General features: G+C 68.8%; 5 protein-coding genes. 2 read left to right on the top strand and 3 right to left on the bottom strand.

The genetic code is table 11. From position 1 onward, the window contains the following. On the top strand, positions 1-662 hold a 662-nt coding region (locus FH610_RS42470; protein ID WP_205826468.1), incomplete at its 5' end, for a cellulose-binding domain-containing protein. 105 nt (positions 663-767) lie between these two features. Then, a complete protein-coding gene (locus tag FH610_RS42465; protein ID WP_161628218.1) occupies positions 768-1,595 on the top strand; it encodes an SAM-dependent methyltransferase in 828 nt (275 codons plus the stop codon). Between the two features lie 261 nt (positions 1,596-1,856). On the opposite strand, the gene FH610_RS42460 is transcribed toward FH610_RS42465, so the two are convergent. The 3 genes from FH610_RS42460 to FH610_RS42450 all read right to left on the bottom strand — a co-directional run. Further along, on the bottom strand, positions 1,857-4,208 hold the full coding sequence (locus FH610_RS42460; RefSeq protein WP_205826467.1) for a ricin-type beta-trefoil lectin domain protein: 2,352 nt from the start codon (positions 4,206-4,208) through the stop codon (positions 1,857-1,859). Positions 4,209-4,437: 229 nt separating this feature from the next. Continuing rightward, the gene (locus FH610_RS42455) at positions 4,438-4,557 is read right to left on the bottom strand and encodes an RICIN domain-containing protein (protein WP_205826469.1); all 120 of its coding nucleotides are present in this window, start codon (positions 4,555-4,557) and stop codon (positions 4,438-4,440) included. A gap of 30 nt (positions 4,558-4,587) precedes the next feature. Then, positions 4,588-5,128, bottom strand: a 541-nt coding sequence (locus FH610_RS42450) for a cellulose binding domain-containing protein (RefSeq protein WP_139580902.1), incomplete at its 5' end; no start/stop codon positions are given.

Genomic DNA, 5,128 nt, shown 5'->3' with positions numbered 1-5,128 from the left:
CGAACTTCGGCGAGGAGATCAAGCAGTGGACCAACCTGAACGGGCTGAGCCAGACCCCCTCCTTCACCGACCACCCGCAGTCGTCGTGGACCCGCACCCGCTACGGCAACACCGGCACCCAGGCCACCGTCGAAGGCATCAGCATCTCCGGCGTCGGCCACCAACTGCCGATGAGCGGCCAGCTCGCCTACGCCATCTCCTTCCTCGGCCTCGACAGCACCACAACGACGTCCCCCTCACCCACCCCGTCGGCGACCCCATCGTCCACCCCCTCCCCCACACCCTCGCCCAGCTCGTCGCCGAGCAGCACGCCGTCGCCGTCCCCGTCGCCGACCGCGGGTTCGGGCCCCTGCCGGGTCAGCGCCACCGTGAACGCCTGGAACAACGGTCTGACCGAGAACTTCACCATCACCAACACCGGCTCCTCGGCCGTCGACGGCTGGTCGCTGGTCTTCACCCTCCCCAGCGGGCAGACCATCACCAACGGATGGAACGCCACCTACTCCCCCACCAGCGGACAGGTCACCGCGAAGAACGTCAGCTACAACGGCTCGCTGGCCCCTGGAGCGTCCACTGATATCGGCTTCCAGGCCACCCACACCGGCAACGCCGGCAAACCGACCGCGTTCACCCTCAACGGCGTGACCTGCAGTGTGGCGTAGCCTTCTCCGAGCACGGAAAGATCACGGAGAGATGCGGCACCATCACAGCGGTCATTGCCCCAGTGAAGGATGTTCGATGGAACCGAGAGAGGACCAGGAGCGCTGGTGGCCGATCTGACAGAGGCCCGGGCCGCGGCCGCCGCGCGGATCAACACCGCGGTGGCGCACCCGGCTCGGGTGTACGACTATCTGCTGGGCGGCAAGGACAACTTCGCGTCCGACCGTGAGGCGGCCGAGGAGCTGGTCAAGCTGTCTCCCGGCACTCGTGAGGGCGTCCGCGCCCACCGTGCCTTCCTCCGCCGGGCGGTGCGCCACCTCGCCGAGGCGGGTGTCTCGCAGTTCCTCGACATCGGCACCGGCATCCCCACCCAGGGCAACACCCACGAGATCGCGCAGGAGATCGACCCCGGCGCGCGGGTGGTCTACGTGGACAACGACCCGATCGTCCTGGTCCACGGCCGCGCTCTGCTGACCGGCACGGGGATGACCACGGTGATCGAGGCCGACCTCCGGCAACCGGAGGTGATCCTGTCCCACCCCGAGGTCCTGGCCGTGATCGACTTCACGCGTCCGGTCGCCGTCATCCTGGCCGGCGTCCTGCACTTCGTCACCGACGAGGAGGATCCGTACGGCACGGTGGAGCACATCAAGGCCGCCGTCCCCGCGGGCAGCCGGCTGCTGCTGTCGCACATCACCCTCGACTTCGCGCCCCGGCTGCGCGAGGAGGACTTCACCAAGCCCTACGACAAGAGCACCGCGCCCATGGTCCCCCGTACGCACGCCGACGTGGTGCGGTTCTTCGAGGGCTGGCACGTGGTCGATCCGGGCGTGGTCGAGGTGGTGAAGTGGCGGCCGGACGACAAGGAGCACCAGGAACACATCCCGGGCGGCGGTCACGCCTGGGCCTACGGCGGAGTCGCGATCAAGCCCTGATCGAAGGACCGGGGCGGCGCCTGCTCCACGAGCGATTCGGGAAGCGGTGCGGTCGCGGGTGAAAAGGTTCGTCTAGGAATGCGCGGCCCGGATCCCGGGCCGCGCATTCCTGACTTCTGCGTCGGTTACGGACACCGGTCGTGGTCAGGTGGATCGACAGGACTCGTTGCCCGGCCCGCGGACCACCACAGTGGTCCGCGGGCGTGGCGACAGGTCGTACCGGTGGGGTCGGGGGCCGCCGCCATGGGCGACCGTGTCATCTCAGTTGCGGCTCCACTGCTGGTTGCCGCCGCCGTTGCAGGACCACACAATGATCTTCGTGCCGTTGGCGGTGCCGCCGCTGTTGGCGTCCAGGCACAGCCCGGACTGGACACCGGTGACGGTGCCGTCGGCGTTCACGTTCCACTGCTGGCCGGCACCGCCGGAGCAGCTGTTGATGACGGCCGCGGAGCCGTTGCCGGTGCCCGCCTCGAGGCACTTGCTGCCGTACACCTGGAGCTGCTTGCCGGAGGTGTAGGTCCACTGCTGGTTCGCGCCGCCGTTGCAGTCCCACAGCGCCACCTGGGTGCCGTTGGTCTGCGACTGGTTCGGCACGTCCACGCACCGGCCGCTGGCCAGGCCGCGCAGCACGTTGCCGTTGCTGGGACCGCCCTGGCCCGGCGTGATCGTGAGGTTGTCGAACTGCGCCGTCTCGGTCGTGCTGGTGCCGACGCCGATCTGGCCGGCGCCCCAGGTGCCGTCGGTGACCGAGGCCACCTGCGACCCGTCGATGCTCGCGGTGATCGTGCTGCCGGAAAAGCTCAGCGCCAGGGTGTGCCAGCGGCCGGTGCCGAGCCCGGCGACGCTCCCGCTGCGGATCGTCGTCATCGCGTTGTCGACGTTGTTGCGGATGATCTGCCAGGCGCCGCCGTCGGTCACCCGCAGGTAGTAGGCGTTCAGTCCCTCGGGGCCGAAGGAGTGCTGGGCGCCCGCCCGGCCGATCAGCTCGGCATAACCGCTCTGCTCCAGCAGCACATCCGCGGAGACGGTGTAGTTGCTCCAGCTCAGGTCACCCAGCAGGGCGTACGGGTGGGAACCACCGGTCCACAGGATCGGCTGGCGCGGGGCCATCTGGCGCACGCACCGGCCGGACCGGCCGCCGCCGCAGCCCACGACCTCGAACGAACCCTGCATGTCCGAGAGGTACTTCGCCTCGCGGCCCACGGCGTAGGAGTCGAAGTCGTCGGAGTACGGCAGCGCCATCGTGCCCCGGGCCGGGCTGGTCGCGGTGCCCTTGCCCTGGCCGGTCGTGGTCGTGATCGAGTACACGTACCCCGGCTGGACCGTCAGCGAGAAGGCGCCGTTGGACGGGGTGATGTCGCTGGAGTGGACGAAGTAGTCGGCGGAGTTCCCCGAATTGAGGTTGGTCGCCCACACGTGCACCTGCCCGGTCGACAGCCCGCCGGTCACGTTGAAGTTGAGCGTCTGGGCGCCGGTGGCGTCCATCGTCTCGATGATCGTGCTGTAGTCGGAGCTGCTCGGGGACTTCAGCGACACGTAGCTGCCGTTGTTGCGGTTGCCTCCGATGTAGCCGCTGGAGGAGTCCAGGTACTTCCAGCCGGGGGCGGTGAACTGCGTGGTGTGGCCCATCACCCAGGCGCTCTTGCCGATGGCGTAGTAACCGGACCAGGGCTGCGGCGCGACCGCCACGCCCATCGTGGCGAAGGGCAGGTTCGGGGCGATGGCGGCGATGACCGGCCAGTTGATGTAGGCCGTCATCTTCCCGTCGATGTAGTCCCGGTTGATGCCCCGGGCCATCGCCTTGGCCCCGTCGTTGTAGTCGTCGGAGCCGTTCTCACTGGCCCACAGCACCTTGCCGGAGTTGATCGCGGTGGTGGAGCTTGGACAGTTCTGCTGCGGTCCGCGGTAGCCGCAGACGTAGTGCGACCCGAACACGTCGACCGCGTTGCGGAAGGCGGTGTTGTTCGCGGCGTCGTCGGCGACCCCGAAGCCCCAGTCGTCGGAGGCGACGATCTTCACGTTGCCGAAGCCCCGGGAGTCGAGCGCTGTGTTGAGGTTGACGTACCAGTTGAGGTCGCGGCCCTTCTCGTTCCAGCCGCCCAGGTAGTCGATGGTCAGGTTGTGGCTGTTCTTGGCGCAGCCCAGCCAGTCGACCAGGTAGTTGATGGTGTCCTGCGACCAGAAGTTGCCGTTGCCCAGCCAGCCCGGGGCGCCCCAGGCCAGACCGACCAGCTTGATGTTGGGGTTACGGGCCTTGGCCTGCTCCATCAACCACCACTCATAACCCCGGTTGCAGTCGAGGTCGCCGGAGGTGTGCCGGTGGCTCGGCTCGGCCCCGTCGGTGGAGTTGGTGTCACCGCCGATCTCGACCTTCAGGATCTGCATCGAGGCGCCGTACCCCGGCTTGAACAGGTAGTCGAGGATCTGGCTGCGCTGCGGCTCGGGGTAGTCGACCAGCAGGCGGCTGTTGCCTCCGCCGCCGCTGATCGCGCCGACACCGTCAAAGGTACGGCCGCCGGAACCACCGTTGATCGTGATTCCGACCGCCGCACGCGCCGGCGACACGGCCACCAGGGACATCGCGACCGACAGGAGCGCGACCACCACACTCATGGCGACGCGCGCCATGCTTTCTTTTCGCCGACTCATGGGGTCCTTTCGATGAGGTAGGGCGAAACGGACATGGCGACAGACCGGCCGAGAGCGGGCGCCGTCAGGGGCGCCCACGGCCGGGTGCCGGGGACTCGGGCATCGACGTCGCGTGACGTGCTGCCGCCGTGCTGGAGGCGCGCCGCCGCAGGCCCCGAGCCCTGCGGCAGCGCGTCCTCGTTTCACCGCCGGGTCAGCTGCGCCTGCTCCACTGCTGGTTGGTTCCGCCGTTGCAGTCCCAGATGATCACCTGGGTGCCGTTGCTCGTGCCCTGCCCGTAGGCGTCGAGGCACTTGGTGCCGTAGACCTGCAGCTGCTTGCCGGAGGCGCAACGCCGTCGTCCTCAGGCGGCGGTGCAGGTGAGGGACCATGCCGACGGGGTGCCGCCGGCGAGGAAGCCGAACGTCGTCGAGGCGGACGGCTGGAGTGAGCCGTTGTAGGAGGCGTTGGTCACCGACACGGCCGAGCCGGCGGTGCTCACCGTGCCGTTCCAGACCTGGCTGATGGTCTGGCCGTTGCTCAGAGTCCACTTGACGGTCCAGCCGTTGATGGGCGCGTTGCCGGCTGTCACCGTGATCTCGCCCTGGTAGCCGCCGGACCAGGTGTTGGTGGTGCGGTAGGTCGCGTCGCAGGCGCCGCCGTTCGGCGTGGGCGTGATCGTCGGGCTGGGTGACGGTGACGGTGACGGCGAAGCGGGGGGCGTGGGTGAGGGGGAGGTCGGAGGCGTGGGTGAGGGGCTGGTGGTCGGCCCATCGTTGCCGGTGAACTGCCACCAGTTCAGGTTGAACAGGTAGCCGCTGCCGCCGGTGAACCTGAGGTACAGGTCGTGGGTGCCGGTCGCGCCGGTGACGGGGCAGGAGACGGTTGTCCAGGTCTGCCAGCCG

The organism is Microbispora catharanthi (genome assembly GCF_006334915.2).
GTDB lineage: Bacteria > Actinomycetota > Actinomycetes > Streptosporangiales > Streptosporangiaceae > Microbispora > Microbispora catharanthi.
This window is presented reverse-complemented; position numbering and strand designations above follow the sequence as displayed.